Raw genomic sequence first — 26,548 nt, 5'->3', positions numbered from 1 at the left:
ACGCCTGTTCAGCGGGCGAGCATGACCGTCTGCTGATCCGGCCCGGCATCGTCTATTCCCCCGATTGAGAAACGCAGGAGCATCGGCAGGTGATCGGAGCCCACCGGATCGAGGGTTTCGACCTGCGGGTTGATGATCCGTTCCGAGACCAGGATGTGATCGAGTGGCAAGCCGATCCACCGTGTAATGAACCCAGGCGCACCTTTGGCGAACCAGCTCGGCTGTAAGCCCTCTGCCGCATGAGCCTTGCTTGCGTTCGCAATGTTCCTGACTGTCTGGCTCCACGGAGCGGCATTGAAGTCGCCAGCGATAATCATCGGTCCCTGCAGCCGCTCGAAATAGGGGACGATCGTGGCAACGTTCCTGGGCTGCGAGAAAGGCCAGGGCCAGTCGAGATGGATAGCGGTGATGATGGCGCTGCGCCCGCCGAAATCAATACGCGCAAGGCCGATCAGACTGCCGACACACTGCGCTGTGGTACCGAGCGCAAAGGGCCGGCGCGACAGAATGGCCACGCCGCCGATACGGCTGCGATTGGGGCAATAAAGATTATAGGGATAGCGCGCTTCGATGGCCTTGAGCTTTGGCCGCCAGTCCTTCGACACTTCCTGCAAGGTGAGCACATCCGGAGATTCGCGTGCGATCAGCCGGAGGACCTCGTCTGGATAGCTATTGTCATAGCGCAGGTTCAACTGCAGCAGCTTGTATTCGGGCTGGCCACCAACCGATTGTGCCGGCGTTTCGGCGTCGGCAGCGGGCGCTGGAGCGGAAGGAAGGACCGTGGCAAGTGCGGTCAGAGCCAGCACGATTGCCATCAGCCCCTCGCGCCAGAGGCCGAAAAACAGGGCAGGAACGGCCGACACGGCCATCATCACGGCAAGGTGCATGCGGAAATGCGCGAACGAATCGAATACCGGGTGGATTGTACCAAAGAATCCGAGCACGAGCGGGACCGAAAACAGGATCGGCAGCAGCACGGCGGCAAGTGTCAGCCAGGAGCGATTTTTGGTGGTCATGGCCTTGCATTAAACCTGCAATTGCGCCGCAATCAAGATGGCGGATTTGCAGAATAATCCAGCTGCAGAAAGACAACCCGCGGAGCGTTTCGCCAGGCAAGAATACAACCCAGCATTCGTTGTCGCCTTCAACAATTTAAGCCAAGTTTTGTGTGGTTTTGTAGGCAGAAGCAGCAGGCACCGAGCGAACAGGTGCATCAGGGAGATGGCCTCCCCCGACCCGGCAAAGGCCTTGCGTATAAAACTGGAGGTGAACTTTGCGGTATTTGCCGTTTAGCATCACTCTGACAATGAAAAGAACCCGGACGAGTTGGTCGCTCAGCTTCCGGGTTCAATTCAACTAGTCAGAAAACGAGGGGCGGGCGGAAGCCCGCTCCTCACTCCAAGAACCAATATAGCATTTTTCGTTTCGTTTCCAAGCGGCCTTCAATTCGACTTTTGGGTGAAGAGCGAACGCTGACGATCACAAAACCTTCTTGAGGCTATTCAAGAGACGCTCGTGCTCGCCGTCACCCAGCATCTGTTCGAGCTCGCCATGCGTGCTCTGCCATATCGGGGTAACGTCCGAAAGCAGGCGCATTCCTTCGGGCGTCAGGGCCAGCAGCCGGCCGCGCTTATCCGCCGGGTCGATCGTAACCATCACCAGGCCACGGCGCTCCAACGGCTTGAGTGCGGCCGTGAGGGTCGTGCGATCCATTGCCAGCAAGGACGCGACGGAGCTAAGGTTGGGGGGCTTTGGCCGGTTCAGCGACATCAGGAGTGAAAACTGGCCGTTGGTCAGGTCGAAGGGCCGCATGGCTTCATCGAAGCGCCGCGCCAGGGCACGCGCAGCCCGCTGGACGGCAAGGCACATACAGCTGTCGCGTACATGTATGGTAGTTTCGAAGGGTACAGAGATCGGCTTTGACATGGTTTATATATGTTGATATCAACGTAATTGTCAACATTCAATCACGCGCATTCGGTATAGTCCGGGTAATCATGAAAAGGAGGAGCCATCATGACCAATCGCGGTAATTTCGTATGGTATGAACTGATGACCAGTGACGCGCAAGCGGCGGAAAGCTTCTATTCAAACGTGGTCGGCTGGGGCGCGCAGGACGCTGGCGTTCCGAACATGAAATATACCTTGTTGACGGTGGACAGTAAGCCAGTCGCCGGGATGATGACCACACCCGAAGGCTGCAATACCGGTGTGGAGTCAATGTGGGCCGGCTATATCACGGTCGATGATGTTGATCAGTTTGCGTCGCGCGTCAAAGACGCTGGAGGCAAAGTATCGGTTGAACCGCAGGATATTCCCAATGTTGGCCGGTTTGCCGTCGTCGCCGACCCTCAAGGCGCGCCTTTCACCCTGTTCAAGCCTTCTATGGACGAGCGCGGTGATTTCCCCACCCCTCCGACCGCCGGCACAATTGGCTGGCACGAATTGATGACCAGTAATTGGAAGGACGCGTTCGGATTCTACTCCGGCCTGTTTGGCTGGACCAAAGGCGAGGCGATGGACATGGGGCCCATGGGCACCTATCAGATTGTCGAGCGTCACGGCCAGATGTTCGGCGCGATGATGAACGATCCGGAGCCGGGGGCCTCACCAGTCTGGCGCTATTATATCTGCGTGGATGATATCACTTCCGCTGAAAGCCGTTTGAAGGCCAAGGGCGGGCAAGTGCTCTTTGGTCCACAGGAAGTACCGGGTGGCCAGTGGATATTGCACGGCCGGGATCCGCAGGGCGTCTTTTTCGCGCTGGTTGGCAATCGCGCATGATCCGGATCTGTTAAAGAGACAGTTACAGCCTGGGGCTGCAACTCATTGGAATGCCATCTCGAAAAAGCTGCGCAACTTGCGTGAGTGCAGCTTTTCGGGTGGCATTTCAGCCAGCTTCTCCAGCGCCCGGATACCGATCTGCAGATGCTGCGCAACCTGGCGCTTGTAGAATTCCGTCGCCATTCCCGGCAGTTTCAATTCGCCGTGCAGCGGCTTATCGGAGACGCAAAGCAGCGTTCCATAGGGCACGCGGAAGCGGAAACCATTTGCCGCGATCGTCGCCGATTCCATATCCAGCGCGATGGCGCGCGACTGTGAGAGCCGCTTTACGGGACCACGCTGGTCACGCAGTTCCCAGTTGCGGTTGTCGATTGTCGCGACAGTGCCCGTGCGCATGATGCGCTTCAGGTCATAGCCTTCAAGTCCGGTAATCTCCGCCACCGCCTGTTCGAGCGCCACCTGCACTTCGGCCAGCGCCGGTATCGGCACCCAGACCGGCAGGTCATCGTCCAGCACGTGGTCCTCGCGCACATAGGCATGGGCGAGCACGTAGTCGCCAAGCGCCTGCGTGTTGCGCAGACCGGCGCAGTGGCCGAGCATCAACCACGCATGCGGCCGCAGCACGGCGATATGATCGGTGATCGTCTTCGCATTGGAGGGGCCTACGCCGATATTGACCATGGTGATGCCGGAACCATCGTTGCGCGCGAGGTGGTAGGCCGGCATTTGCGGCAGTCGCCCCAGCGGCAGGCCGGAGGAGGGGGCGTCGTCGCCTGCCTCCGTCACCAGGTTGCCGGGTTCGATGAAACGTTCATAGCCACCGCCGCCTTCCGCCATCAGCCTGCGCGCCAGCGCGCAGAACTCATCGATGTAGAACTGATAGTTGGTGAACAGCACGTAGTTCTGGAAATGCACCGGCCGCGTCGCTGTATAGTGCGACAGCCTGTGCAACGAATAATCGACGCGCTGCGCGGTAAAGGGCGACAATGGCATGATGCTGTCGATATCGTCGGTCTCGTACTCGCCATTGACGATACGGTCGTCGGTGGCGGCGAGATCCGGCACATCGAACAGATCGCGCAAGGGACGTGTAAACGCGTCGGCGACGGAGGATTCCACATAGGTACCTTCGAGGAAGGCGAAGTGGATGGGGATCGGCGTCGTTGATTCCTGCACAGTCACGGGGTGACCATGGTTGCGGATCAGCAGCCTTATCTGCTCTTCGAGATAATTGCCGAAGAGGTCTGGCCGGGTGATGGTCGCTGAGTATTGGCCGGGCGCCGACACGTGGCCGAAGGCCAGACGGGAGTCGATCTGCGCATAGCTGGATGTGGAAAGCCGCACTTCCGGGTAGAAGGAACGGAAATGCATGGTGTCCCGGGCTTCGCCCTTGGCAACCTTGTCGAAGGCGTCGCGCAAGAACTGCGTATTGCGTTCGTACAGCGCACTCAATGCCTCGACGGCAGCTTTCGCATCCGTAAATTCTTCGGGCTCAACATGGCGTGGCATGCTGATGGTGACAGGTTTCCTGGTTCCGATTCGTTTGTCCATGCTCCAATATAGTGACTTCATATGACAGTTGAAAAGGAGACAAGCTAAACTCTTTGCAGAGCGACGAGGAGAACCAGGCCAACGCCCCCGTTGGATGGTGAGCGGCCTTCATAGCTTGCGGCAAACGCCACGACCGGACCCACAAGAATGGCCGAGAAAATCAGCGCCCGCAGGAAAAGCAGTGATAGATTTGTTGCCGACTGTACCATGATCCCCTCGCTTTCCTTGCCTGTTCAGGCTCTGCATTGCTGATGTGAGGACATTATGCGAGGCGGCCTGAACGAAAGCTGAGATGCCTGTTCATCCAGCGTTTATCCAAGGAATGGATTTCCGGAATCGCACCTTGTGATCTTCATCCGGAGACCTATGTTCATCCGTGATATCCCCCAAGATTTCATGGAGACCCTCATGACCACCCAGACGAAGCCGATCGAACTTCACTACTGGCCAACTCCCAATGGCTGGAAAATTTCCATCATGCTGGAGGAACTAGGCGTTCCCTATGACCTGAAACTGGTCAATATCGGCAGGGGCGAACAGTTTGCGCCTTCCTTCCTGAAGATTGCTCCCAATAATCGCATGCCCGCCATCGTCGATCCGGAAGGTCCGGACGGCGAGCCGATTTCCGTGTTCGAATCCGGTGCGATCCTGCAATATCTCGGCCGGAAATTCGGCAAGTTCTATCCGCAGGATGAACGCACGCGCGTTCAGGTCGAGGAATGGCTGTTCTGGCAGGTCGGTGGCCTTGGGCCGATGGCCGGTCAGGCCCATCATTTCCGCCAATATGCGCCGGAGAAGATCGAATATGGCATCAACCGCTATACCAATGAGGTCAATCGTCTCTATGGTGTGATGAACCGCCGCCTCGAGGGTCTTGAATATCTGGCCGGTCGTTATTCCATCGCTGACATGGCGTCCTATGGCTGGGTGATTTCCCATGCCAATCAGGGCCAGGATCTGAATGATTTCCCCAATTTGAAGCGCTGGTTTGAAGCCATCGGCGCCCGCCCTGCCGTTCAGCGCGGCGTGGAGGTAGGTAAGGCGGAACGCATCAATCTCGCCAATGACGAAGAAGCCCAGAAGATTCTGTTCGGCCAGCGGGCGCGCTGAGACAAAGAATGCTTAAAACTCGTGCGCAAAGTTACTGCGCACGAGCTCCTTTAAGTTAATCCCGTCCCCATGTGCCAGGCGATACCGGCCACGGATGCGGCCACTAGCGTCTGGATCATTCCGGCCTTGAACCGGAAAATGGCGATGACGGCGGCAAGCGTCAGCAAGAACGATGGCAGGTTGATCGAGGACAGGACGGGGATATCCAGTGTAATCCCGTACGCTTGCCAACGGATGACCTCGCTGAAAATTACGTGGAGGGCGAACCATACCGCCAGGTTCATGATCACGCCGACAACAGCCGCGGTGATTGCCGACATTGCACCCGTCAGCGCCCGGTTGTTGCGAAGACCCTCGATGAACGGCGCGCCGAGGAATATCCAGAGGAAACATGGCATGAAGGTTACCCATGTCGTCAGGATGGAGGCCAGTGTCGCCGCCATCAGCGGTGACAGCGTTCCAGGATCGCGGAATGCACCCATGAAACCGACGAACTGCACCACCATGATCAAGGGGCCGGGTGTCGTTTCCGCCATGCCAAGCCCGTCGAGCATTTCGCCGGGCTGCAACCATCCGTAGTTCTGGACGGCTTGCTGTGCCACGTACGAAAGCACGGCATAGGCACCGCCGAACGTCACCATCGCCATCTTGCTGAAGAAGATACCGATCTGACTGAACACGCTGTCCGGTCCCATGGTGAGCACGATCGCTGCAACCGGTGCCAGCCAGAGAAACAGAAAGATCGCCGATATCTTCAGCGACCAGGGGAGGTTCGGTCGGGCATGGTCAGGCGTTGCTTCCCCGAGGGCCGAATCCCGGTCGGCCAGCCCTGGGCCCGCATTGCCATGGCCGCCGCCCACCTGAAACAGGGGCGAACCGGCTTTCCCGCCCGCATAACCGATGAGGGCCGCCGTCAGGATGATCAACGGAAACGGCACATGGAAGGCGAAGATGGCAAGGAAAGCTGCAACGGCGATGAACACCATGACGCTGTTCTTGAGTGCCCGCTTGCCGATCCTCGCAACCGCCTGCAGGACAACCGCAAGAACGGCAGCTTTCAGCCCGAAAAACAGCCCCTCCACGACCCCGACATTTCCGAAAAGCACGTAGATTGTACTGAGCGCTAGGATCGACAGGAAACCAGGAAGCACGAACAGGGTTCCGGCAACGAGGCCGCCCTTCGTCTTGTGCAGGAGCCATCCGATATAGATGGCGAGTTGCTGTGCCTCCGGCCCCGGGAGCAGCATGCAATAGTTCAGCGCATGCAAGAACCTGTTTTCGCCGATCCAGCGTTTCTCGTCGACAAGGATGCGGTGCATGACCGCAATCTGTCCCGCGGGGCCGCCGAAACTCAGCGAGGCGATGCGCACCCAGACACGCACGGCCTCGCCAAAGGAAATCCCGTGGCCATCGCGGACTACAGGCGACTCTCCGACTTCGTTGCTCGCAATATCGGACACGTTACGCTCCGGGCTTTCGATTGGGCCAGTTGTGTGTCTCGTCCGTAGCATCGCGGCACCATCGATAGAATGCGTCATACAGCGTCATGCCCGCTTCGAGTTGTTCGAGATCGTCCGCGAACATGCGTGACAGGCCGAGAGACGCTGCCAGCAATCCGGGCGCTTCGGGGGCAAGGTCGGGCCGGGCCGTATCCGCGCCGCGCACGATGGTGGCAAGCCTCGAGAGCGGATCGCTGGTCAGGCCGAACTCTTCGATCATCACGTCGAATGTGCAAAGTTCGTCCCGGTGGCTCCAGAACACATTCTCGATATCGAAAGGCGCGGCATTGAACCGTTCTGCCACTGCTTCCACCTCGGCAGGTGTCACGAACAGGAAGACCGCATCCGGATCGACGAAGCGGCGGATGAGCCACGGACAGGCAATCCTGTCGATCTTCGGTCGTGCGCGTGTCACCCAGACGGTCCGTCCCTTCTGGTCGAGGGCCGGCAAGCGTGACACGGGAACAGCGGGAAGACCTGCAGTAACCCAGGCCTCATAGCCACCATCGAGCGTTTCCGCAGGCACGCCATTGTAACGCAACAGGGCCGCCGTCCCTTCGCTCAGTTTCTTGCCTTGCTGGCAGATGACAATCGCCCGCTCGCCAGCAAGGTCATGAACCCAGGATTCAACGTCCCTGTGTGAACGCCTGCGCGAGCCGGGGATCAAGCGCGGATCCAGGGCAAAATCCTCGTCGATGCGAACATCGATGAGCAGGGGGCTGGCGGGTGTACCAATCAGCCGCACCAATTTTTCGTGTGAAATAGTCGTGGTCGAAGACATTTCGCGTCCCTCCGTTGAAGTCGGTTTTCTGGACGCGATACTTGGGCATGACGCCTCGTGGGGAGATCGCAATCCCCATAACCATAAGAGTGGCACGAAAAGGAATTATGTCAAGCAAACTATCCGCGCGGATTTTCCGGGCTTCACCCCGAAATGCCGGAGGTAATTCCGTCCTTGTCGATCGAATGGCGGCATTTGCCGTGCGGACATCCGGCCGACCACCACGCAAGCCGGGTCAACTCGCCCCTCGGAACCGCAACTGCCAATTGCGTGCCGCAACGTGTCTGAAAGTCAATTTGCAATCGCCTTGAGGATAAAAAGGCAGCCATGGTGGGACTTCCATGACTGCCTGTTCTTTTGCCCATAACCAGCGAAGGATCTGTTCGGGCCGTTTGGTCCTGCGTTTGCCTGGCCCAGGCGATAGAGGTCTGGGCCAATTCTCAGGAAGAAAAACAATTGGTGGCGTTTTCCTTTCCTGACCTCCCGGGAACGACATGTCAGGCTTTGCGTGCAGGGAGGGTACGCACACAAACGACTGGTTTACCTCAAGTACTCAGCAACAGCAGGATAAAAGCTTTCAATAATTGGCATTTCGAAAAGGACTTCACGCTGAAAGCCAAAACATACGGGAAGGCCTCAATTCTCGCAATTAGACCTTAGTCTAATCGATTGAATTTACCGTTTTGCGCAACCTGTGACGTTTGCAGGGTTGAGTCAGATTTGCCTGGGATCCTATAGATGCCGCACTTCAGCCGGTTGGTTCTCCCAATGATCGTGCCTGCCGTCCTGATACTCGACCGGAGCCGCCAGCAAGGCCTCCGGTGTCAAGTCATCGAGGCAGGCCAGATTGATCGCGTAGAACGCGCCCATGTTTGCCGTTTCGCCGCGGCCAAACGGCTTGACACCGCAGGTTCGGCAGAAAAAATGTGCGATTGTTTTGCCACCGAAGCGGTATTCGGTCAGGTGATCGCTTCCTGCAGTCATGCGCAGGGCGCTTGCGTCAATGAAGGCCTTCCAGAAGCGGCCCTTTGCACAGGACGAGCAGTTGCATTTGCTCGTCCCCTGATCAAGATCGATATCCGCTTCGAAGCGGACTGCGCCGCAATGACAACTGCCGTGAAAGGTCTGCTCCACCTTGTCCTCCACTTACTGCGCTGTTTGCTGCAGCGGCTCCACATAGGCCTCGAGACGTTCCAGACATTCGGTCCAGCCGCCGCGGTGTGAATCGCGTTCCGCAAGGGAATCGAACGGTGCCTGATGAAAGACCAGCCTTGTCTGATCGCCTTGCGCGGTGAAGGTCACGGTTACCAGGGTTTCGAGCCCGCGTTTGCCGTCGGCGTCTTCCCACGCAAAGGTGAAGGTGATGCGTTCAGGCTCGACAATCTCCCTGTAGCGGCCAACCATCCAGGCGTCTTCGCCGGCGGGCGATCGTATCGAGGTGCGATAGGCGCCGCCCGGCCTGAAATCCATCTCGCAGCTTGGGCAGGTGAAATCCCTCGGTCCCCACCAGCGCATGAGCAGTTCCGGCTTCGTCCAGACATTGAATACGAGGCTTTGCGGAGCATTCACGAGGCGCGTGATCGTTAGTTCACTGTCGGAATCCGGACGGTTTGCGGCATTCATGCTGGGCTCCTCCTGCAAAACTGAAATTGTTACGCAATCGGTTGTTGTATAACTATTCAGTTAAATAACCTTTTGGTTTAATACATACTCCGGCGGATGCCGTCAAGTTGTCGTGAGGCTCTTTTCGGTCACAAATTTTCCTTGGAAATCGCCACTTCGGACATCAGCCTGCACCGGCGAGATTCCTCGCAGTTCGATCCTGGAGATGGAGATGAGAAATGGGTGGTCATATCACGCGCCGCGCGGCACTGATTGGATCGGTGCTGGCTATACCGGCGCTATCATTGCGGTTCAAATCCACGGAGGCCGCACCAGCCAGCCGGGTGGATCTCGCTGCCGCCTTCAAGACATTGGAAGAGAAAACCGGTGCGCGCCTTGGAGTCTCGGCACGCGATACCGGCAGCGATAACCGCATCGACTATCGTGAGAATGAGCGCTTTGCCATGTGCAGCACGTTCAAGTTTCTAGCTGCCGCGGCGGTCTTGGCACGCGTCGATCAGAAGCAGGAACAATTGGAGCGGATGATCCTGATCAAGAAGAGCGATCTTGTTACCTATTCGCCGGTGACGGAAAAATACGTCGGGAAGGGGATGTCGATCGAGGCGATTTGCGAGGCGGCCGTCACCTTGAGCGATAACACTGCCGGCAATCTCATGCTCGATACGCTTGGCGGGCCAAAGGCGCTGACCAAATATGCGCGCAGTCTTGGCGATGCAACGTTCCGTCTCGACAGGTGGGAAACCGAGCTCAATGAAGCCAAGCCTGGCGACCCGCGCGATACGATTACGCCAGCGGCAATTCTGAAGGATTTGCAAAAGACCATGCTCGAAGACGCCCTGTCCAGATCATCCCGTGATCAGCTCGTCGAATGGATGCTTGGCAGCAAGACTGGAGACAAGCGGCTGCGTGCAGGGCTGCCAAAGGATTGGAACGTTGGCGACAAGACGGGCACCAGCGATAGCGGCATGGCCAATGATCTCGCAGTGATATGGCCACCGGATCGCAAGCCCATTCTCCTGGCAGTCTATCTCTATGACCCGAAGGGCACGGCCGACAGCCGTAATGAAATCCACAAGAAGGTCGCAAGCCTGGTGGCTGAGAACATCTGACCACAGCCTGTAACAACCTCGCACACCTTGCGGCTGGTTTTATTCAACGCTGCGTTAGTTGCCCGCCTCGACAAAGCCAGCCATCTATTGAGCATTTCGCGGGAGAAGCAGTGGGCACCGAGCCAGCCGTGCATTGAGGAGGATGGGCCGCCTCAACCAGGGCGAAGGCCTTGCCCCGAAACTTGGAGGTGAACTATGCGGTATAGGCCGTTTAGAGTCACCCTGGAATTGAAGAGAGCCCGGACAGGCTGGCATGTCTTGTTCCGGGTTCAATTCATCTTCTAGGAAAGAGGGACGGACGAAAGCCCGTTCCTCGCTCCAGAAATATAACAGCTTTCGATCCAATTCCAAATGCGTTGTGCCTTAGCCTTTAGGCCTGGGCAACTTCTCAATCGAAGCTGAAATCCTTTACTGCCGTACCAGACTCTCGCTCTTGCAGATCAGTCCGCCCATCACGCAGCCGGACAATGATAGTGTGCCGCCACTGACGCTTGCCTTGCCGTTATAGGTCTTGCCCTCGTCGAGCTTGTTGACCTTGCCCTTGTAGGATCCGTCCTTGCCGGACATGGAGCCGATGGATTTTCCCTTGTATTCGCCGGTTAGCACGGTACCGCAATACATATCGCTGCCGCACGACGAATATTGAATGATTGTGCCGTTCGGCCGCTTCCATGAACCGACGATCGGTTCCTCCGCCAGGGCAGGGCCAGCCAAAAGGACAAAGCCAGCGCAGGCCAGCAGCAATTTGCGTTTCATACTTTCCTCCCGAATATGCAGCGATCTCTCCTCGATCATCGCCCTAATCTTACGCAAACGTAAACGTAATTCAAAAAAATCTGGATTGAAAGAGGGTATCAACGCTGGAATCGATGGCATGCACAGCGCTGTTGCAGGCGATGTCCAGGCCGCAATGCCCGGCACAAACCTGTTCTTTGGTTATCAAAGGCTTGCAATGTTCAAGCTGCATTTTATGAGAATTTTCGCCAAATGCCCGCAATTGCTGGGGCATTATATTTAATGAATTCCGAAGTTTACGAGTTGTTTTTGTTTTGTTTGGTTCCAATTAATCATGCCCCTTAACTGCAATTTCAAGCCCTTGGGTCATTCTCGAAAGCATCGAAAGAGCACGCCAAAACAAACAATCAGGCGGTTCTCAGAAGTCTAACAGGGCTTTTCGTTGGTAACGGAATTTGGTTCAACAAGGGGTTAGGTACAATGGCACGCTTTGATCTTCAGCATATCGATTCTGGTCATGTCGGCGGCTCGGCGCAGACTGACATACTCTTCGAAATGGGCATCATGTACGCAACCGGCCGCGATTGTGCCGTCGATCTCGTGGCGGCGCACAAGTGGTTCAATATCGCTGCAATCAAGGGTAGCGACCGGGCGGCAGAGCTGCGGGCCGAACTCGCGCAATCAATGTCCAAGTCTGATCTTGCAACCGCTTTGCGCGAAGCACGCGAGTGGATGACGTCCCACTGATTCAGATCATTTCCGCGCCGGTGGGTTGAAATGCGTCGCGGATCACTTTGGCCATGCCGTCGATTGCGGCGCTCTTCAAGCGCGGATTGCGCCTCAGCACGACGTTCGATGAATCGATCAGCGGAAATCCATCTGCCTCCGTCAAAGCACGGCAACCCGGCGGAATATTGCTGCGGGCAAGTGGGGCTATCGCCAGGCCCGAAACAGCTGCGATCTTGAGTCCGCCACTCGTATCGCAGCTATAGGCGACACGGTAATCGATTCTGCTGTTTTCCAGCGACCCGATCGCAAATTTCTTGCACCAGTTGGACCGCTCGTAGATCGCAATGGGAATGGGCGTGTTTTCATGCACGCAATGGACTTCTGATGTCACCCAGACCGTGGGATCGACAAACAGGACTTCACCGTTTGTCGGCTGCTCCCAATCAAAGATCACGGCGAGGTCGAGCTCGTCGGCGTCGAGGGCGGCAAGCTGCGCTGCCGAATAGCCGCATTTCACGGTCACTTCAACTTGCGGATGCTGATTGGCAAAGGCCGCCAGCGCGCGCGGCAAGACCGTATAGCCATATTCTTCCGGTATGCCGATGCGAACGGGTCCGCCCAGCGGTTTGGCCCTGATCGCCGCAGCGGTTTCGTCCAGCAGGCCGACGATCCTGTTGGCATTGACAAGCAGCACCTTGCCCTGCGCGGTTAGCGTGACGCCTCGAGATCCGCGCTCGAACAGGCTCTCTCCCAAGGTTTCCTCAAGTCGCTTGATTTGAATACTGACGGCCGATTGCGTACGGCCAACCTTTTCCGCAGCCCGTGTGACGTTACCCGTAGCTGCCACGGCCAGAAAGGTTCGAAGCAGGTCACTGTCGAGCGGGATGTTCATAGCAGCCTTCAATAAAAATTTCGAATGATAGGCATAATTTCTATTTGTTTGATCTATGTCAATATTTGGCAAAACATCGAGGGCGCATCCATTCTGGAGTTGCCATCATGTCTACCGCTCCCCGTTTTCTGATGAAACTTTTCCAACGCTGGCGTGCCGCCGGGCAGGAGCGGGAGGTCCTGCTGACCCTCCTGAACAAACCCGATGATCATCTGCTGCGGGACGCTGGCATGACAAGGGAAGAGGTCACCAATATTGTTTGCCGGTATCGCTTGGAGGATGATGCTGTCCCGGACACATCCCGTTGGCAGCCAGTCAAGTCCGGCATTGTCAATACAACCAACGGTAATGAAACGACGGGGGTCGTTAGAACGCCGGCGAGCATGATGGATGGATCCATTTCGCCGATCTTTGATGACGTATCAATACGCCATTGATGGTTTCCCCGGCAGGCAATTGTAATTTAATTCAAATTTTATCGAATTTGCGGGGATGAGCCAGGCTTGCCCTTGGGATGTTTGGGCCGACACCAAACCTGTGATCTATCGGATGAATAAAACCGTGGGTTGTAACATTGCTGTGCTTTGTCGATTTTCTGGGTTTGCGGGCAGGGGGATATCCGTTAAGTAACGAACTAATGAAATCGCATGATTCTTGATGAAAACGGGAAAACGATGCTGGACGATCTTGAAGAATTGTTGTCGAGATTAACGGACGCTCAAAAGCAGCTGGTACTATTGTCTGCCAGGACAAAAGCATTCCCGGACAATAATACATTGAAGAAAATTGCCACTTTATCGCTCAATATTTCCGCTGTCGAAGCGGTGATCACAGACGCGCAAAGCATCACGCAGAAAACCAGGATCGCCAAGGACAACGACTGAACGGTTGAACTCCAGCGGATTCAGCTGGAGTTCAGTTCGCGTCGACGGCAGGTTCTTGATGGCTCAGACGCTGGCGGGCCCTGTACGGGTCGCTTCGAAGAGAAACCAGTGGCGGCGCTCCGACTCGTCGATGTAGTTCTCGATAATACTGGTCGTCGCGCTGTCGCGATATTCATTGCACAACTCATGCACCTGGCGCAGATAGCCGATAAACCTCTTCGTGTCGTCGCGAAGCTCATCCAGCATGTCTTCCGGCGTGACTAAGTTGGCGTCATTGTCCGGAATGCGCTGCTGTGCCGAGATTTGGCCGACTGACTTCAATGTCGTCCCGCCAATCTTGCGAACCCGCTCCGCCAGGACGTCGGTCATGGCAAAGATCTCGGCTGCCTGCTCGTCGAGCAGCAGGTGGAAATCGCGGAAGTGCGGTCCGCTCATATGCCAGTGGAAATTCTTCGTCTTCATGTACAGCGCGAAAGTGTCGGCAAGCAGCGCATTGACTGCCGCCGCGATATCGCGTGTTGCTTTTTCCCCGAGGTCGGTGGGGGTAGCAGTCGGGGCACGTTTGATTGTCTGCAGGGATTTTGAGGCCATGGGTCGATCTCCTCGATTGTGAACGGGAAACTCTTCGACTTCGGCGCTCGGGAGGGCGAGCGCCTGCTACTCCTAGCACGACCTGTCCGGCATTTCCGCTTCAATTCTTCGTTGAGTCGACCGATGCGGCTTCCTCGAACCGCACCAGCGAGGATTTCTCCTTCACCTGTGAGCCCTCCGACGCGATTTCGACGATTGTGCCGTCATGCGGCGCGCTGATGGTATGTTCCATTTTCATCGCCTCCAGTACCAGCAAAATCTGGCCTTTCTTGACATGATCGCCCACAGTCACGCGCACCGATTTCACCAGCCCCGGCATCGGCGCTGTCAGCCGGTCGCCCCCGCTGCCAGCGGCTTCTGCAAGCAGGAAGGGATCGGCGATGTTGAATGTCGCTGCCGCTCCCCTGGAAAGCACCGCCACGCCGTGCGGTATCGCGACGGTCTTGGCGCGCAGATTGATCCCCTTGCCGGTAACGTGCCAGCACGCCGGCTCGTGCCGCACGCGCAAGAGGGTTGTCGTGTCCGCACCGCTGATCGCGTACCGCTCGTCCCCGTGAACGGAAACGCCGTAGCGGACGGTATTATTGCCGTTTGCGAGAACGACGGGATAGGCGAGCGCGCTATTGTGGCTGTAACCGCGCAAGGCGGTCCACGGATCGCCCAAGACCGGTCTTTTCAAAAGGCCGCTGGCGTAGAGGATGGCCAATTCCTTGGAGCCGGCTTCAATTGCAACCGGAACGATCAGTCCTGCAAGATCGCGGTCTATCAGCCCGGTATCGACGTCACCCGCCGCAAATCCCTCATGACGGATCAGCGCCGTCAGGAAAGGTGCGTTGGTGGTCGTTCCAGCGATTTCCGTCTGGGTGAGGGCACTTTCCATCGCGGCAAGCGCAGCAGTGCGGTCAGCGCCATGCACCACCAGCTTGGCGATCATCGGATCGTAGAACGGCGATATGGTATCGCCAGCCCGCACGCCGGTCTCGACGCGAACCGCACCGTCTTGCACCGAAGCTGGAAACGCCAGGTGATGCAGCGTACCGGTGGCAGGCAGGAAGCTTTTCGCGGGGTCTTCCGCATAAAGCCGCGCCTCGATCGCATGGCCGTTCAGGGCAATCTGCTTCTGGGTCAGCGGCAGTTTTTCGCCTGCAGCGACGCGCAATTGCCATTCGACCAGGTCAAGCCCGGTAATCATCTCGGTCACGGGGTGCTCGACCTGCAGCCGCGTGTTCATTTCCATGAACCAGAAGCGGTCCGGCTTCAGCCCCTCCGTGGCATCGACGATGAATTCGATCGTGCCTGCGCCGGAATAGTTGATCGCCTGCGCTGCCTTGACGGCTGCATTGGTCATCGCGGCGCGCACCTCTGCGGTGATGCCCGGGGCAGGAGCTTCCTCGATGACTTTCTGGTGGCGCCGCTGCAGCGAGCAATCGCGTTCGTAGAGGTGGACCACATTGCCGTGATTGTCACCGAACACCTGCACCTCGATGTGGCGCGGCTTGGCGATGTATTTTTCCACCAGCACCCGGTCGTCGCCAAAGGCGCTCTTGGCTTCGCGGCGCGCGCTGCCCAGGCTTTCCGCAAAGTCATTCGGATCGTCGACTTTACGCATTCCTTTGCCACCGCCGCCAGCCCGCGCCTTGATGAGTACCGGATAACCGATCTCGCGCGCCTTGGAGGCAAGCACCACCAGTTCCTGCGCCTCGCCATGATAACCGGGCACGACGGGCACGCCTGCCTTCTCCATGAGCCGCTTCGCCGCGTCCTTCAGACCCATCGCCCGGATCGAATCCGCCGATGGTCCGATGAAGACCAGGCCCGCTTTCACCACCGCGTCGACAAAACCCGGATTTTCCGAAAGGAAGCCATAGCCGGGATGAATGGCCTCGGCCCCGGTCTTCAGCGCAGCCGCGATGATGTGGTCGGCGCGCAGATAGCTGTCGGTGACGGGCGCGGGGCCGATATTGACCGCTTCATCGGCCATGGCCACGTGCAGCGCGTGTGCATCCGCGTCGGAATAGACCGCGACGGTACCGATGCCCATGCGCTGGGCGGTACGTATGACCCGGCAGGCGATTTCACCACGATTGGCGATGAGGATTCTGGAGAAGGTTTTGGTCATGGGTTTCGCTCCTCATTCGCGGGGTAATATTCATCACGCTTAAGCGAAAACAGTCGATGTCGATTATCTCTCCCCTTGTGGGAGAGAAAGGATTTTCCTGGATTTAGCCTCTTTGCTAAATCCTTGGAAAATCCAAGTGAGGGGGGAGCTGGTGTAACAAATCCCCGCTCTTGCGATTTCTGGCACTTGAGCGAAGGGCTCAAGATGCCGAAATCGCTTTCTCCCCCACAAGGGGGGAGATAATCGGCATCAACATTGGCCCAAATCTTTGTATGATTAGCGAGTGGCATGATCATCCCCATTACATCCTGAACACGCCGAATTTCGTTTCCTCCGCCGGCGCATTCAGCGCGGCGGAGAGCGAAAGTGCGAGAACTTCACGGGTCTTGGCCGGGTCGATGATGCCGTCATCCCAAAGCCGCGCCGAGGAGTAGAGCGGGTGACCCTCACGCTCGTATTTTTCAAGGATAGGCGCTCGGAAAGCCGCTTCCTCGGTAGCGGACCATTCACCGCCCTTGCGCTCAATACCTTCGCGCTTGACCAGTGCCAGTACGGTCGCCGCCTGTTCGCCGCCCATCACCGAAATGCGGGCATTCGGCCACATCCACAGGAAACGCGGCGAGAAGGCGCGCCCGCACATGCCGTAATTGCCGGCGCCAAATGATCCGCCGACGATCATCGTGACCTTCGGCACCCGCGTCGTGGCAACGGCGGTGACGAGCTTTGCGCCATCCTTGGCGATGCCGCGTGCCTCATAGGAGCGCCCGACCATGAAGCCGGTGATGTTCTGCAGGAAGACCAGCGGGATGCCGCGTTGGGTGCACAGCTCGATGAAGTGCGTACCCTTTAGTGCACTCTCGGAAAACAGCACGCCATTATTGGCGATGATGCCGACCGGCATGCCATAGAGATGAGCGAAGCCCGTCACCAGTGTCGTGCCGTAATTCTGCTTGAACTCATCGAACTCCGAACCGTCGACGATACGGGCGATAAGCTCGCGCACATCGTAGGGCTGGCGAAGGTCGGTCGGCACGATGCCGTAAAGTTCATGTGGATCATAAAGCGGCGGAATCACTTTGCGAAGGTCGAGCCCTATCTCTTTCTTTCGATTCAGGTTTGCGACGATGCGCCGGGCGATGGCCAGTGCATGGGCATCGTCGATCGCATAGTGATCGGCAACGCCGGATTCGCGCGTGTGCACTTCCGCGCCGCCCAGATCCTCCGCCGTTACCTCCTCGCCGGTCGCTGCTTTTACCAGGGGAGGCCCGGCGAGAAAGATCGTCGCCTGGCCCTTCACCATGATCGTTTCTTCCGACATGGCCGGCACATAGGCGCCGCCCGCCGTACACGATCCCATGACGACCGCAATTTGCGGGATGCCCGCCGCCGACATGTTCGCCTGATTGTAGAAGATGCGGCCAAAATGCTCGCGATCCGGGAAAACCTCGTCCTGGTTGGGCAGGTTCGCACCACCGGAATCCACGAGGTAGAGGCAGGGCAGGTTGTTCTGCAGCGCAATCTCCTGCGCCCGCAGATGCTTCTTCACCGTGAGCGGATAATAGGTGCCGCCTTTCACCGTCGCATCGTTGACGACGATCATCACTTCCTTGCCGGATACGCGCCCGATCCCGGCGATCAGCCCTGCGGAGGAAATATTGTCGTCATACATGCCCCAGGCGGCGAATTGCCCGATTTCGAGGAACGGCGACCCCGCATCGAGCAATTGTGCCAGCCGGTCGCGGGGGAGGAGCTTGCCGCGCGACGTATGGCGCTCGCGCGCCTCATCAGTACCGCCTTTGATCACCAGCGCTGCCTTTGCCTCGATGTCGCTGACAAGCGAACGCATACGCTCCGTGTTCGCGGTGAAGGTCTCGGACGTGGTGCTGATCTGGGACGTGAGGATGGTCATGCGGTCTCCTATCGGATGAGTTCAACAGGACAGCCGAGATCAAGTGTAGACCAAATGCGGTCGGCAGTAACAGCGGTACCCTGATGATGAAGAGCTGTCGCGATGCAGGCGCGATCACCTAGAGAAAGCACGCCCCGAGGCGCCTTGCGTTGTAATTCTCCAGCTGCAACAGCAAGCGTATGATTGAAGTCGAGAACGGTTATATTGCTGGCGTGGAAGTAGCTCAGCGCCACGTCTTCGCTAAAAGCGAACTCAATACACTTTGTCATGACCTCGGCAAGATTGACACTGCTCATCAAACCGCCTTCTGCCAGGGCCGATGCCCGTTCCTGACCCAGCTCCCCAAGCAGGATTGCCATCAAAACGGAAGAATCCAAAATGCGCGCGCTCACTCGCCACCGTCCAATAACGGCAGACCGTGCTTTTTGCGCCAGGCATTGGCTTCTTGGGTGTCGCGTGCGGCTTCTGCACGACGTTCTGCGATAAGTTCATCAACCACGCTCACGCCGGGATTCCTTGCCTTGAATTTCTCAGCTTCGGCCTGAACGCGTTTCATAACCATCTTTCCAGAAATGACATGGAGCACACCATCGACAACACGCAGTACCGCCGCGTCTCCGGGTGAAAATTCCATCAGTGCGCGCAATTCCGCAGGTATGACCAACCGTCCCCCCGCACCCAAAGTTGCACGGACGCCCATTTGTGAAGATGAAGGAAAGAGGGGCTGTTCATATTCAAACTTTTTCGGCTCCTCGGCAAAACGCTCGCTTTTCGTTCTCGCCATTCCACAATCCTCTTGCCATAAAGCCAAATAATGCCATTATTTTCATTTTATGGCAATTATGCCAAAGTATGGCATAATATCACTTTTGTGCCATCAAACACTCTCCGCAAACATCTCCCGTCCGATCAGCATGCGCCGTATTTCGCTTGTCCCAGCACCGATTTCATACAGCTTGGCATCACGCAGAAGCCGCCCGGTCGGATAGTCGTTGATGTAACCATTGCCGCCCAGCGCCTGGATGGCTTCCAGCGCACACCATGTCGCCTTTTCAGCGGCATAGAGGATGCAGCCGGCGGCGTCCTTGCGTGTGGTCTCGCCGCGATCGCACGCAGAGGCCACGGCATAGACATAGGCGCGCGAGGCATTCATCGTCGTGTACATATCGGCCAGCTTACCCTGCATCAGCTGGAATTCGCCGATCGGCTGGCCGAATTGCTTGCGCTCGTGCACGTAGGGAACGACCACGTCGAGGCAGGCAGCCATGATCCCGATTGGCCCGGCAGCGAGCACGACGCGCTCATAATCCAGCCCTGACATCAGGATCTTGACGCCCTTGCCTTCTTCGCCAAGGACGTTCTCGAACGGCACTTCGCAGTCGTCGAACACGAGTTCGCAGGTGTTGGAACCGCGCATGCCGAGCTTGTCGAGCTTCTGCGCCGTGGAAAAGCCCTTGAACTCCTTCTCGATCAGAAACGCCGTCATGCCGCGCGAGCCTAGCGCCAGATCGGTCTTGGCATAGACAACCAGTGTGCTGGCGTCTGGACCATTGGTGATCCACATCTTGTTGCCGTTAAGAACATAACGGTCGTTCTTCTTGTCGGCGCGCAGTTTCATTGACACGACGTCGGAGCCTGCACCCGGCTCGGACATGGCGAGTGCGCCGACATGTTCGCCCGAGCACAGCTTCGGCAGATATCGTGCCTTCTGCTCATCCGTGCCCCAGCGGTTGATCTGGTTGACACAGAGATTGGAGTGCGCACCGTAGGAGAGACCGATCGAGGCAGAAGCACGGGAGATTTCCTCCATTGCCACCGCATGGGCGAGGTAGCCAAGTCCCGAGCCGCCGAAATCCGGGTCTGCGGTCATGCCGAGAAGGCCAAGCGCACCCATCTCCTGCCACAAATGCATCGGGAATTGATTGTTCTGATCGGTTTCCGCGGCAAGCGGTGCAATCCGATCCTGCGCGAACCGTTGCACGGTATCGCGGAGCGCTTCGATCTCTTCAGAAAGTCCGAATTTTAGGCCCGACTGATACATTCCGTCCTCCCGTTTTAGTTGTCGCGATGTTCTTGGCGCCAACAAGGCGCAGTCCCATCTGCACGTATTTTTCTGCAATTTCTGCGACAGTAAGCCTGTCGTCCGCGCGGAACCAGAGATTTACGCCGGTGGTCATCGCGATGATGGCACGCGTCGTCAGGGCGATGTCGTCGATGACGAATTCGCGCGCATCGAGGCCGTCATCCAGGATCTCGCGCAGCCCGTTTTCATAGCGCGAGCGCAGTTCGACGATAAAAGCCCGATTTTCCGGGCTAAGGCTGCGCAGTTCCATATTGCCGATATGGACGTCATCGCGCCTTTCCACATGGTATCGGATGTGAAACCGGATAAAGGCGGACAGCCTTTCCAGCGGCGCATGGGCTTTACGGCTTTCATATTCCCATGCACCGAGCAGGCGATCCATGTGATCATGCATGAGGGAAAACAATAGTTCCTGCTTGTTCGGGTAGTAGCGGTAGAACGCGGCAGACTGCACGCCAACTTCATCGGCAAGCTGGCGCATTGTCATCGCCTCATAGCCGATTCTTGCAATCAAGCGCTTTGCCGCCGCGTCGATTGCGCTGCGTGTCTTCTCACCATCTGATCCGGTCGTACGTGCCATGGCGGGTTAATAAAACGAACGTTCAATTAATTCAAGATGTGTTCGATCATAGACGAAGGTATGCATGGAAGAGCAGTTTCAATGAATGTAGGCTAAGGGAATTAGAACCGTTTTCATCATTCATTTTCAGAGTTGATTTCATGTTCGATAGACGAATTATCCGCCAGGCAATTGCCATCCTCGCAGCGGCCCTGTTGCCACAGATCCTGATCTACCCTGCAAGCGCACTCACCATGAAAGAGTGCAGTGTGAAGTACAAGGCGGCGCAGGATGCCGGCCAGGCGGAAGGCGTCTCGTGGAGCGAGTTCCGCAAGACGCAATGCGCCAAGCCTGCCGACGCGGTTGCGACCGAAGCTTCCCGTAAATCTGAAGTGAAGGAAAAGCCCCAAGCCTCGGAAAAGAAGCCGGAAAAAACAGCGAAGAAAGCCGAACCGGCGACCACATCAGCATCAGGAAAAACGACTTTTCCTTCATCTATCGCCGCCAAGTTTGCCGCCGAAAAGCCTGCCAGGGCACGCATGCACACGTGCCTCGAACAGTATCGTGCAAACAAGGATGGTGGCACGCTCGATGGCATGCGCTGGATCGAGAAGGGCGGCGGTTACTACAAGCTTTGCAATGCCAGGTTGAAAGGCGATGGCTGAGGAATTTCAGTCTTATGGCTCAAAAGCTTACGCGGGTAGCAAGCTTGAAATCGGGTGATGGCGGTGGCACATTTGATGCCATGGAACACAGGGTCGCATTCCTGGAAAAATCGTTTGAGAAGATGGATGGCAAGCTTGACATCCTCGTCAGCGAATTCTCGCGATTCAGAGAAGATGTTTCAAAGGAATTTTCTCAGTCGCGCTTGGAGTTTGCGCAGTTAAGGGCAGACGTTTCCAGCGAGTTTTCACAAGTAAGAGCGGAAACATCCAAGCTCAGAACTGACGTCTCCAACGACATCTCGAAGTTCAGAACTGACGTCTCCAATGACATCTCGAAGCTTAGAACAGACGTTTCCAAGGACATCGCTCAATTGAGGACTGACGTTTCCTCGGATATTACACAACTGAGGCAAGCTGTTTCCGAGGATATTACGAAACTGCGCGATGATGTTTCTTACCTGAAAGGCAAGATAGAGACACTGCCCTCGGGCGAATCATTTGGTGAACTTCGGGGGCGCGTACAGAGCCTGCCCACGACAGCAAAGCTTGCCAGCCTTCTGGCTATCGCCGTCGGGGTGATTGCGATCATCAACAAATGGCCCGGTGTCGTCGATGCCATCTTCGGATGGTAGTGCTCGTCAGAGCGATTTCTTGAAATCGAACGCCCGAAACGCTGTCGCAGCCACGACGACCCATCCGAGAATAAGCAGTGAACCGCCAAGTGGCGCGGCGAAGGCGAACAGCCGGTCGCCGGCGTAATCGCGCGACGCCAGATCGCCGATGAAGAACAGCAATCCGAGCACCAGCACCAGCCCGCCAAAATAGGCAGCCCGGTTGATCCTGGCCAGGATCGACAGCACCAGAAAAGCCGGGGCGTGGATAAAGAGGATCGGCGCAATCGTGGCCATATGACCATCCGTGCTATGGGCAGCTGCCGCATAGGCCGCGATGCCAGCCGCCCCAAACAGGCCGCCAAGGCCGGCGAAAACGCGATTGATATCCAAGTTGATCTCCATAGGGTCAGGCACCCCGAAACGTAGTGCCTATTTCACTGCAGCGAGGGCTTCGGGAAGCTGCTGTGCAAAATAATCGAGTTCTTCATCCAGACCGACGCTGACCCGGATACAGCGATCCAGCACCGGTGCCATTGGTTTGCGCACGAAGACATCCCGGTCAATCAGGGCGTTGAGCACGGCCAGGGCGTATGGCCCGTCGCGTCCGCAATCGATGGTGACGAAATTGGTGGCTGAGGCTATAGCCTGCAGACCATTCTGTGCCGCAATCTGCGCGATACGCTCGCGCCCGGCGATGATCCTGGCAATGACGTTCTTGAGGTAAGGCTGATCCTTCAGCGCTGCCAGCGCAGCAATCTGGGTCAGTTTGTTCATGCCGAAATGGTTGCGGATCTTGTCGAAGGCACCAATCTGCTTTTCTGCGCCGATAGCATAGCCGCAGCGCATTCCGGCAAGCCCGTAGGCCTTGGAAAAAGTGCGCATGCGCAAGACATTCGGCCGTGAAATATCCACCGGCGGCAGAGCCGTTGCTGGCGCCGTTTCACCATAGGCCTCATCGAGCACCAGCATTGTCTCTTTTGGCAATGCATTGATAAAGCGCTCGATTTCCGCTGCCTCCCACCATGTTCCCATCGGATTGTCCGGGTTAGAGAAATAGACAAGCGGCGCCTGTTCCCGCTTCACTGCCGCAAGGAGGCCGTCGAGATCTTCGCGGTCATCGCGGTAGGGCACCGTTGCCAGCCGCCCACCGAACCCTGCCACGTGAAAATTGAAAGTGGGGTAAGCGCCCAGTGAGGTGACGACCGGCGTGCCCTCGCGCACATATTGGCGCACAGCGAGCCCGAGCAGCATGTCGACACCTTCGCCAACGACGACATTGCCGGGTGCAACGCCGAGATGCACGGCAAGGGCCCGTTTCAGATCGAAATTTTCCGGATCGGCATATTTCCAGGCCTCGGCAGCGTTTTCCTGCATGGCGGCGATAACCGAGGGCGCCGGCCCGAAGCCGTTTTCATTGGCGCCAAGCCTTGCGCGGAAAGGCCGGTTTCGCTTGCGCTCCAGCGCCTCGGGTCCGACAAAGGGTACGGTCGAGGGGAGGGAGTCGATCAGGGGAGTAAATTGCGGTTCCATGTGCCCAGCGATATCAGTTTTTGTGCCAGTGAAAAGCAAAACTTCACCTCTGTTTGGCCGATACGGGATTGAATTTCCCGCTTTCCCTGTTTGTCGCGGATTTTATGCCAATCCACAATGCCGGAGCCAAAGCGGCGCCCAGAACCCACCACATTGGCCGTATCGAATAGCTGAATGAAAGATTGGCGAAAAGCACGCGCGTCGGTGGAATCCTGGTTGCCAGCGCAAACCATGCATATTCGATGAGCGCCGTGCCCAACGCCGCAAGGATGGCAATGCCGATCAGCGTCCAGACGGATGTGAGCTTGAAATCGCGCGCATGCGCCGAACGGTAGAGCAGTAGCGTCAGAAGGAACCCTGCCATCAGCGTCGCCTCGGTCACGTCCGCCTTGGACTGCATGAAGAAGTGCAGAACGCCGAGCGCAGCCAGCGGATAGGTGAGCCTGTGCAGCCTGTTCCAGTTCTTGCCCATGCGGCGGATCATGGCGTCTGTCGACGTCACGCCGAGTGCCGTCAGGCCCAGCAAGGTGATGAAGCCGATTAACAGATAGATGCGCAGCCAGATTTCGCTGACGACACGCCACAGGTTGAAATTCTGGTCAACGATATAGAGCGAGAAATGCAGCGCGGCATAGGCAAGGGCTGTCAGGCCGAGAATGCGTCGGATCAGGACAAGCTTTGACCAGCGTGTGATGTTACGAAGTGGTGTCACCGCCAACGAAATCAGGAAAAAGCGGATCGCCCAGTCGCCCGTTTCGTGGATGGCCTGGGTGATCGGGCGCGGTCCGAGAATATTGGCTTTGTAACCGGTAACGATCAGGATCAGCGGTATGAAGGCTGCGACGAGCGCCGCAATCTTGACGGCTGACAATTGACCGGCGCGGTCGTTCCACGGAAATTTCATCGTGTTGGCAATCTCCTGATCCTGCTGCACTTTACCGCCACAGCTCTCCGCCGCTTTCAACACAACAAGATGTGAATTCCGTGGCTCTCATGTTTCAGCCTGTCGCATGAAGTGTGCCTGGAATGGGTTTTACCCGGAACCAAATCGTCTGCCGCGGGGTTTCCCTTCATAACAGAACAATAGAGAGGCATAACGATGAATAAGATTCTTGTACTGACGGCAGCGGCATTCTTCGCCACGTCCGGTCTCGCGATCGCTCAGGATAGCGTCATCGTCGAAGTACCGCAAAGAGCCCGTGATTATGTAATCGCGCATCCGTCCGATCCGGTTGTCATTGAGGGTGATTTGTCACAGGGCTACGTGATTCCGGAGAGCGTGGTGGTACGCCCAATCCCCGAAAACCCAGGCTACGGCTACATCTATGTGGATGGCCGTCCGGTAATCGTTGCATTGGAAAATCGTCAGGTCGTTTATCTTGCCGATGATTCCGGCAGGGTTCCTGACGAGGTGATTACCTATATCGAGAGAAACCCTCTGGACACCGTGATGATCGACGGACCTGTTGACACCGGAACGGTCATTCCCGACGATATTCCCCTGATGGAAATTCCCGATCAGCCGCGTTACTCCTACGTCTATGTGGATCAGAGACCGGCACTGGTTGAAACCGGAACACGCCGCGTCGTGTGGGTGCGTTAAGCTGATACCCAATCTTGGACCGAGTGCTGGTCGCCTTTCGGGGCGGTCGGCGATTACCAGCGGCGATAGCGATTATCGTAGATGATCAGCGGCGTGTTGAACTGCATCTGCTCGAATTGCGCCCGGCTCGCAGCGCGGCGGTCAAGTTCCAGATTAAGCAGGCAGGATGAGAAAGCGTCCGTTCCGCGCCTGAAGCCGTAGGAGGCACAGGTCTGGCCATCGATCGCCCGCCGTTCCTCCGGAGTCATCGTTTTGCACCCGGCAACAAACAAGATCAGCATGAGCGCCGAAAGGGTCACTCGTCTCATCGGTTTCTCCTGCCAGTGCCCGGCATCATTGGGCTGGCTTCAACTGCTTTCGCTTGCGCTCTTTGCGTTCACGCTCATGACGTTCCACAGTGGCGATATGCCTGTTTACCGCGAAATGGCTATAAATAAGAACTATGGCGCCCATGGCCACGGACATAAGCAGATAAATCCATTCGTCCATTATCTGATACCTCTTAGCAACGCCCGCTTTCCATATCTATGGAGACCGTATGATACGGCAATCCAGGAAACACTGACAAGGCCGATGGCCAACCAGCGATGATGATCGAATTCCAGGGTTGTCACTGGATCGTTCATGAGGGTCGCCATGGGACCGACAAAACCGACGATAATGGAGCCAGTCGATAACCGGTCGAGGGCTGCGGCGATATACTTGGTCACCTCGTTATCCCGTGCTTTGAGATCGGTTTCTCCAGTCATGTCGCGTTCCCAACTGAGCCAAACATCCGCACTATCCCAATTGCTCGGGATACTTAAAAGCCAGACTTTGGTTGAACGGGACTGATCAGGAAAGGAGGGTCGATGACCGTCAGGTCACACGAGAAACGGGCCGAGAATCATTAATAATATAACGGCTCCCGCCAGAAACGGCAGGATTGAAAAACCCGAAGTGGTGGGTTGAGGTCTCAATACCAATTTGGCAAAGTCAGCAGCACGGTGGCTGCGATTTCGGTGAATATAACGAAGACGACGAACGGAATAAACCCGTCGCTGATCTTCCGGTTGTCATTGGCTGCTGCAAAGCTCATTAAAGGCTGCTCCCGATTTAACGACCCTCGCAAAGCGCGAAACGGGTCATGATCGTCAGTGCCGAATTTCGGCTTGGTCACGCAACTGTAACAGTTTGAA

General features: G+C 56.9%; 33 protein-coding genes. 10 read left to right on the top strand and 23 right to left on the bottom strand.

Annotated elements, in window-relative coordinates; all coding sequences use genetic code 11:
• Window positions 1-8 precede the first annotated feature (8 nt).
• Both BLM14_RS12505 and BLM14_RS12500 read right to left on the bottom strand, forming a co-directional pair.
• Entirely contained in the window at window positions 9-1,016 is a 1,008-nt protein-coding gene (locus tag BLM14_RS12505; RefSeq protein ID WP_099999661.1) for an endonuclease/exonuclease/phosphatase family protein, read from the bottom strand.
• A 463-nt stretch (window positions 1,017-1,479) separates the two neighbouring features.
• Window positions 1,480-1,926: a MarR family winged helix-turn-helix transcriptional regulator gene (locus BLM14_RS12500; RefSeq protein ID WP_099999660.1), complete on the bottom strand. Its 447-nt coding sequence runs from the start codon at window positions 1,924-1,926 to the stop codon at window positions 1,480-1,482.
• Between the two features lie 90 nt (window positions 1,927-2,016).
• On the opposite strand from BLM14_RS12500, the gene BLM14_RS12495 reads away from it, so the two are divergent.
• Window positions 2,017-2,784 (top strand): VOC family protein, encoded by a 768-nt coding sequence (locus BLM14_RS12495; protein WP_099999659.1) that lies wholly within the window; start codon window positions 2,017-2,019, stop codon window positions 2,782-2,784.
• A gap of 42 nt (window positions 2,785-2,826) precedes the next feature.
• On the opposite strand, the gene BLM14_RS12490 is transcribed toward BLM14_RS12495, so the two are convergent.
• Both BLM14_RS12490 and BLM14_RS31060 read right to left on the bottom strand, forming a co-directional pair.
• A complete protein-coding gene (locus BLM14_RS12490; protein WP_099999658.1) occupies window positions 2,827-4,335 on the bottom strand; it encodes an AMP nucleosidase in 1,509 nt (502 codons plus the stop codon).
• Window positions 4,336-4,379: 44 nt separating this feature from the next.
• Window positions 4,380-4,544: a hypothetical protein gene (locus BLM14_RS31060; protein ID WP_157929531.1), complete on the bottom strand. Its 165-nt coding sequence runs from the start codon at window positions 4,542-4,544 to the stop codon at window positions 4,380-4,382.
• Between the two features lie 199 nt (window positions 4,545-4,743).
• Between BLM14_RS31060 and BLM14_RS12485 the strand changes: the two genes are divergently transcribed.
• Window positions 4,744-5,445, top strand: a complete 702-nt coding sequence (locus BLM14_RS12485) for a glutathione S-transferase N-terminal domain-containing protein (protein ID WP_100001263.1) — start codon at window positions 4,744-4,746, stop codon at window positions 5,443-5,445.
• Window positions 5,446-5,495: 50 nt separating this feature from the next.
• Here the strand turns inward: BLM14_RS12485 and chrA are convergent, their stop codons facing one another.
• The 4 genes from chrA to BLM14_RS12465 form a co-directional block, all read right to left on the bottom strand.
• Entirely contained in the window at window positions 5,496-6,896 is a 1,401-nt protein-coding gene (gene chrA / locus BLM14_RS12480) for a chromate efflux transporter (protein WP_418314231.1), read from the bottom strand.
• 10 nt (window positions 6,897-6,906) lie between these two features.
• Window positions 6,907-7,725, bottom strand: a complete 819-nt coding sequence (locus BLM14_RS12475; protein WP_099999656.1) for a chromate resistance protein ChrB domain-containing protein — start codon at window positions 7,723-7,725, stop codon at window positions 6,907-6,909.
• Window positions 7,726-8,457: 732 nt separating this feature from the next.
• Window positions 8,458-8,859 carry a GFA family protein gene (locus BLM14_RS12470; RefSeq protein ID WP_100001261.1) on the bottom strand — a complete coding sequence of 134 codons (402 nt, stop codon included), beginning with the start codon at window positions 8,857-8,859 and terminating at the stop codon, window positions 8,458-8,460.
• A 12-nt stretch (window positions 8,860-8,871) separates the two neighbouring features.
• Complete coding sequence (locus BLM14_RS12465; protein ID WP_099999655.1) at window positions 8,872-9,348, bottom strand: SRPBCC family protein; 477 nt, start codon at window positions 9,346-9,348, stop codon at window positions 8,872-8,874.
• A 218-nt stretch (window positions 9,349-9,566) separates the two neighbouring features.
• Here BLM14_RS12465 and bla point away from each other — a divergent pair, with 218 nt between their 5' ends.
• Window positions 9,567-10,457, top strand: a complete 891-nt coding sequence (gene bla / locus BLM14_RS12460; RefSeq protein ID WP_099999654.1) for a class A beta-lactamase — start codon at window positions 9,567-9,569, stop codon at window positions 10,455-10,457.
• Between the two features lie 408 nt (window positions 10,458-10,865).
• Here bla and BLM14_RS12455 read toward each other — a convergent pair whose 3' ends face one another.
• Window positions 10,866-11,213, bottom strand: coding sequence for a DUF2147 domain-containing protein (locus tag BLM14_RS12455; RefSeq protein ID WP_099999653.1), 348 nt, complete (start codon window positions 11,211-11,213; stop codon window positions 10,866-10,868).
• Window positions 11,214-11,298: 85 nt separating this feature from the next.
• On the opposite strand from BLM14_RS12455, the gene BLM14_RS31055 reads away from it, so the two are divergent.
• Complete coding sequence (locus BLM14_RS31055) at window positions 11,299-11,475, top strand: hypothetical protein (RefSeq protein WP_157929530.1); 177 nt, start codon at window positions 11,299-11,301, stop codon at window positions 11,473-11,475.
• A 197-nt stretch (window positions 11,476-11,672) separates the two neighbouring features.
• On the top strand, window positions 11,673-11,939 hold the full coding sequence (locus tag BLM14_RS12450; RefSeq protein ID WP_099999652.1) for an SEL1-like repeat protein: 267 nt from the start codon (window positions 11,673-11,675) through the stop codon (window positions 11,937-11,939).
• A 1-nt stretch (window position 11,940) separates the two neighbouring features.
• On the opposite strand, the gene BLM14_RS12445 is transcribed toward BLM14_RS12450, so the two are convergent.
• A complete protein-coding gene (locus tag BLM14_RS12445; RefSeq protein WP_099999651.1) occupies window positions 11,941-12,813 on the bottom strand; it encodes a LysR family transcriptional regulator in 873 nt (290 codons plus the stop codon).
• Between the two features lie 107 nt (window positions 12,814-12,920).
• Here BLM14_RS12445 and BLM14_RS12440 point away from each other — a divergent pair, with 107 nt between their 5' ends.
• Window positions 12,921-13,250 (top strand): DUF1127 domain-containing protein, encoded by a 330-nt coding sequence (locus BLM14_RS12440; RefSeq protein WP_099999650.1) that lies wholly within the window; start codon window positions 12,921-12,923, stop codon window positions 13,248-13,250.
• 210 nt (window positions 13,251-13,460) lie between these two features.
• Complete coding sequence (locus tag BLM14_RS12435; protein ID WP_099999649.1) at window positions 13,461-13,697, top strand: hypothetical protein; 237 nt, start codon at window positions 13,461-13,463, stop codon at window positions 13,695-13,697.
• Window positions 13,698-13,760: 63 nt separating this feature from the next.
• Here BLM14_RS12435 and BLM14_RS12430 read toward each other — a convergent pair whose 3' ends face one another.
• The 7 genes from BLM14_RS12430 to BLM14_RS12400 form a co-directional block, all read right to left on the bottom strand.
• Complete coding sequence (locus BLM14_RS12430) at window positions 13,761-14,288, bottom strand: Dps family protein (RefSeq protein WP_099999648.1); 528 nt, start codon at window positions 14,286-14,288, stop codon at window positions 13,761-13,763.
• A gap of 100 nt (window positions 14,289-14,388) precedes the next feature.
• Entirely contained in the window at window positions 14,389-16,407 is a 2,019-nt protein-coding gene (locus BLM14_RS12425; protein WP_099999647.1) for an acetyl/propionyl/methylcrotonyl-CoA carboxylase subunit alpha, read from the bottom strand.
• Window positions 16,408-16,708: 301 nt separating this feature from the next.
• Entirely contained in the window at window positions 16,709-18,316 is a 1,608-nt protein-coding gene (locus tag BLM14_RS12420) for a carboxyl transferase domain-containing protein (protein ID WP_099999646.1), read from the bottom strand.
• Window positions 18,317-18,324: 8 nt separating this feature from the next.
• The gene (locus BLM14_RS12415; protein ID WP_099999645.1) at window positions 18,325-18,708 is read right to left on the bottom strand and encodes a PIN domain-containing protein; all 384 of its coding nucleotides are present in this window, start codon (window positions 18,706-18,708) and stop codon (window positions 18,325-18,327) included.
• On the bottom strand, window positions 18,705-19,100 hold the full coding sequence (locus BLM14_RS12410) for an AbrB/MazE/SpoVT family DNA-binding domain-containing protein (RefSeq protein WP_204251959.1): 396 nt from the start codon (window positions 19,098-19,100) through the stop codon (window positions 18,705-18,707). Before BLM14_RS12410 ends, BLM14_RS12415 begins: the two co-directional genes overlap by 4 nt.
• Window positions 19,101-19,193: 93 nt before the next feature.
• Window positions 19,194-20,357 carry an isovaleryl-CoA dehydrogenase gene (locus BLM14_RS12405; protein ID WP_099999644.1) on the bottom strand — a complete coding sequence of 388 codons (1,164 nt, stop codon included), beginning with the start codon at window positions 20,355-20,357 and terminating at the stop codon, window positions 19,194-19,196.
• Entirely contained in the window at window positions 20,323-20,979 is a 657-nt protein-coding gene (locus tag BLM14_RS12400) for a TetR/AcrR family transcriptional regulator (RefSeq protein ID WP_099999643.1), read from the bottom strand. The genes BLM14_RS12405 and BLM14_RS12400 overlap by 35 nt, the downstream gene beginning before the upstream one ends.
• Window positions 20,980-21,119: 140 nt before the next feature.
• On the opposite strand from BLM14_RS12400, the gene BLM14_RS12395 reads away from it, so the two are divergent.
• Window positions 21,120-21,623, top strand: a complete 504-nt coding sequence (locus BLM14_RS12395) for a hypothetical protein (RefSeq protein ID WP_237143349.1) — start codon at window positions 21,120-21,122, stop codon at window positions 21,621-21,623.
• A 14-nt stretch (window positions 21,624-21,637) separates the two neighbouring features.
• Window positions 21,638-22,255, top strand: coding sequence for a CCDC90 family protein (locus BLM14_RS12390; RefSeq protein WP_099999642.1), 618 nt, complete (start codon window positions 21,638-21,640; stop codon window positions 22,253-22,255).
• Between the two features lie 6 nt (window positions 22,256-22,261).
• Here BLM14_RS12390 and BLM14_RS12385 read toward each other — a convergent pair whose 3' ends face one another.
• The 3 genes from BLM14_RS12385 to BLM14_RS12375 are packed head-to-tail and all read right to left on the bottom strand — an operon-like array spanning window position 22,262 to window position 24,671.
• Window positions 22,262-22,627, bottom strand: a complete 366-nt coding sequence (locus tag BLM14_RS12385) for a DUF423 domain-containing protein (protein ID WP_418314183.1) — start codon at window positions 22,625-22,627, stop codon at window positions 22,262-22,264.
• Window positions 22,628-22,666: 39 nt separating this feature from the next.
• Complete coding sequence (locus BLM14_RS12380) at window positions 22,667-23,767, bottom strand: pyridoxal phosphate-dependent aminotransferase (protein WP_100001256.1); 1,101 nt, start codon at window positions 23,765-23,767, stop codon at window positions 22,667-22,669.
• A gap of 43 nt (window positions 23,768-23,810) precedes the next feature.
• Entirely contained in the window at window positions 23,811-24,671 is an 861-nt protein-coding gene (locus BLM14_RS12375; protein WP_133123950.1) for a protein-methionine-sulfoxide reductase heme-binding subunit MsrQ, read from the bottom strand.
• A gap of 195 nt (window positions 24,672-24,866) precedes the next feature.
• On the opposite strand from BLM14_RS12375, the gene BLM14_RS12370 reads away from it, so the two are divergent.
• Window positions 24,867-25,370, top strand: coding sequence for a DUF1236 domain-containing protein (locus BLM14_RS12370; RefSeq protein ID WP_099999639.1), 504 nt, complete (start codon window positions 24,867-24,869; stop codon window positions 25,368-25,370).
• A gap of 53 nt (window positions 25,371-25,423) precedes the next feature.
• On the opposite strand, the gene BLM14_RS12365 is transcribed toward BLM14_RS12370, so the two are convergent.
• From BLM14_RS12365 to BLM14_RS32435, 3 genes are all read right to left on the bottom strand, one after another.
• Window positions 25,424-25,678 carry a hypothetical protein gene (locus BLM14_RS12365; protein ID WP_099999638.1) on the bottom strand — a complete coding sequence of 85 codons (255 nt, stop codon included), beginning with the start codon at window positions 25,676-25,678 and terminating at the stop codon, window positions 25,424-25,426.
• Window positions 25,679-25,858: 180 nt separating this feature from the next.
• Entirely contained in the window at window positions 25,859-26,119 is a 261-nt protein-coding gene (locus BLM14_RS12360) for a hypothetical protein (RefSeq protein ID WP_099999637.1), read from the bottom strand.
• A gap of 206 nt (window positions 26,120-26,325) precedes the next feature.
• The gene (locus BLM14_RS32435; protein ID WP_257791394.1) at window positions 26,326-26,448 is read right to left on the bottom strand and encodes a hypothetical protein; all 123 of its coding nucleotides are present in this window, start codon (window positions 26,446-26,448) and stop codon (window positions 26,326-26,328) included.
• Between the last annotated feature and the right edge of the window lie 100 nt (window positions 26,449-26,548).

It is taken from the genome of Phyllobacterium zundukense, assembly GCF_002764115.1.
Taxonomy (GTDB): Bacteria; Pseudomonadota; Alphaproteobacteria; order Rhizobiales; family Rhizobiaceae; genus Phyllobacterium; species Phyllobacterium zundukense.
This window is presented reverse-complemented; position numbering and strand designations above follow the sequence as displayed.

Coding starts and splice junctions, on each gene's coding strand:
- BLM14_RS12450 (WP_099999652.1), top strand. CDS start 11,673: ATGGCACGCTTTGATCTTCAGCATATCGATTCTGGTCATGTCGGCGGC.
- BLM14_RS32435 (WP_257791394.1), bottom strand. CDS start 26,448: ATGAGCTTTGCAGCAGCCAATGACAACCGGAAGATCAGCGACGGGTTT.
- BLM14_RS12405 (WP_099999644.1), bottom strand. CDS start 20,357: ATGTATCAGTCGGGCCTAAAATTCGGACTTTCTGAAGAGATCGAAGCG.
- BLM14_RS12365 (WP_099999638.1), bottom strand. CDS start 25,678: ATGAGACGAGTGACCCTTTCGGCGCTCATGCTGATCTTGTTTGTTGCC.
- BLM14_RS12360 (WP_099999637.1), bottom strand. CDS start 26,119: ATGACTGGAGAAACCGATCTCAAAGCACGGGATAACGAGGTGACCAAG.
- BLM14_RS12435 (WP_099999649.1), top strand. CDS start 13,461: ATGATTCTTGATGAAAACGGGAAAACGATGCTGGACGATCTTGAAGAA.
- BLM14_RS12400 (WP_099999643.1), bottom strand. CDS start 20,979: ATGGCACGTACGACCGGATCAGATGGTGAGAAGACACGCAGCGCAATC.
- BLM14_RS12455 (WP_099999653.1), bottom strand. CDS start 11,213: ATGAAACGCAAATTGCTGCTGGCCTGCGCTGGCTTTGTCCTTTTGGCT.
- BLM14_RS12430 (WP_099999648.1), bottom strand. CDS start 14,288: ATGGCCTCAAAATCCCTGCAGACAATCAAACGTGCCCCGACTGCTACC.
- BLM14_RS12500 (WP_099999660.1), bottom strand. CDS start 1,926: ATGTCAAAGCCGATCTCTGTACCCTTCGAAACTACCATACATGTACGC.
- BLM14_RS12490 (WP_099999658.1), bottom strand. CDS start 4,335: ATGGACAAACGAATCGGAACCAGGAAACCTGTCACCATCAGCATGCCA.
- BLM14_RS12425 (WP_099999647.1), bottom strand. CDS start 16,407: ATGACCAAAACCTTCTCCAGAATCCTCATCGCCAATCGTGGTGAAATC.
- BLM14_RS12505 (WP_099999661.1), bottom strand. CDS start 1,016: ATGACCACCAAAAATCGCTCCTGGCTGACACTTGCCGCCGTGCTGCTG.
- BLM14_RS12375 (WP_133123950.1), bottom strand. CDS start 24,671: ATGAAATTTCCGTGGAACGACCGCGCCGGTCAATTGTCAGCCGTCAAG.
- BLM14_RS12465 (WP_099999655.1), bottom strand. CDS start 9,348: ATGAATGCCGCAAACCGTCCGGATTCCGACAGTGAACTAACGATCACG.
- BLM14_RS12390 (WP_099999642.1), top strand. CDS start 21,638: ATGGCTCAAAAGCTTACGCGGGTAGCAAGCTTGAAATCGGGTGATGGC.
- BLM14_RS12370 (WP_099999639.1), top strand. CDS start 24,867: ATGAATAAGATTCTTGTACTGACGGCAGCGGCATTCTTCGCCACGTCC.
- BLM14_RS12395 (WP_237143349.1), top strand. CDS start 21,120: ATGTTCGATAGACGAATTATCCGCCAGGCAATTGCCATCCTCGCAGCG.
- BLM14_RS12440 (WP_099999650.1), top strand. CDS start 12,921: ATGTCTACCGCTCCCCGTTTTCTGATGAAACTTTTCCAACGCTGGCGT.
- bla (WP_099999654.1), top strand. CDS start 9,567: ATGGGTGGTCATATCACGCGCCGCGCGGCACTGATTGGATCGGTGCTG.
- BLM14_RS12495 (WP_099999659.1), top strand. CDS start 2,017: ATGACCAATCGCGGTAATTTCGTATGGTATGAACTGATGACCAGTGAC.
- BLM14_RS12475 (WP_099999656.1), bottom strand. CDS start 7,725: ATGTCTTCGACCACGACTATTTCACACGAAAAATTGGTGCGGCTGATT.
- BLM14_RS31060 (WP_157929531.1), bottom strand. CDS start 4,544: ATGGTACAGTCGGCAACAAATCTATCACTGCTTTTCCTGCGGGCGCTG.
- BLM14_RS12380 (WP_100001256.1), bottom strand. CDS start 23,767: ATGGAACCGCAATTTACTCCCCTGATCGACTCCCTCCCCTCGACCGTA.
- BLM14_RS12420 (WP_099999646.1), bottom strand. CDS start 18,316: ATGACCATCCTCACGTCCCAGATCAGCACCACGTCCGAGACCTTCACC.
- BLM14_RS12410 (WP_204251959.1), bottom strand. CDS start 19,100: ATGGCGAGAACGAAAAGCGAGCGTTTTGCCGAGGAGCCGAAAAAGTTT.
- BLM14_RS12445 (WP_099999651.1), bottom strand. CDS start 12,813: ATGAACATCCCGCTCGACAGTGACCTGCTTCGAACCTTTCTGGCCGTG.
- BLM14_RS12485 (WP_100001263.1), top strand. CDS start 4,744: ATGACCACCCAGACGAAGCCGATCGAACTTCACTACTGGCCAACTCCC.